Genomic DNA, 506 nt, shown 5'->3' on the forward strand with positions numbered 1-506 from the left:
TTTCGACGCCGCCAGCGTCAAGGCCAACTTCGATGCCCTGGCCGTGTACGCCAGGGAAGGGCGGGCGCCGCAGGCCGCCGGCTACCTGACCGGCTACCTGGGCGCCGACGTGATCGACCCGTTGACGGTGGCGCTGCGCTTCGACCATCCCAAGGCCGGCTTCCTGCAGGCCCTCACCGAAAAGACCCTGGCGCCGCTGGCGCCCGCCACGCTCGCCAAAACGCCGGAAGAACGCTGCCAGGGCGCGCTGATCGGCACCGGCCCGTTCGTGATCGCGCAGGTGGTCAAGAATGACCGCATCGTCCTCAAGCGCCGCGCCGACTACCAGTGGGCCTCGCCCAACGCCGAGCATCAGGGGCCGGCCTGGCTCGACCAGGTCACGTTCCAGACCGTGTCGGAAGGCAGCGTCCGGGTCGGCTCGCTGATCAGCCGCCAGGTGGGCGCGATCGAGGAAATCCCGACCGAGGACGTGCAGCGGATCAAGGCCGCGGGCGCCAGCGTGGTCG

Annotated in this window: 1 protein-coding gene; it reads left to right on the forward strand. The window is 70.4% G+C overall.

Annotation, left to right across the window (positions count from 1 at the left end; genetic code table 11):
• A partial coding sequence (locus tag N801_RS22235; RefSeq protein WP_035941096.1) for an ABC transporter substrate-binding protein occupies positions 1 to 506 on the forward strand: 506 nt, incomplete at both ends.

The sequence above is a fragment of the Knoellia aerolata DSM 18566 genome, assembly GCF_000768695.1.
GTDB lineage: Bacteria > Actinomycetota > Actinomycetes > Actinomycetales > Dermatophilaceae > Knoellia > Knoellia aerolata.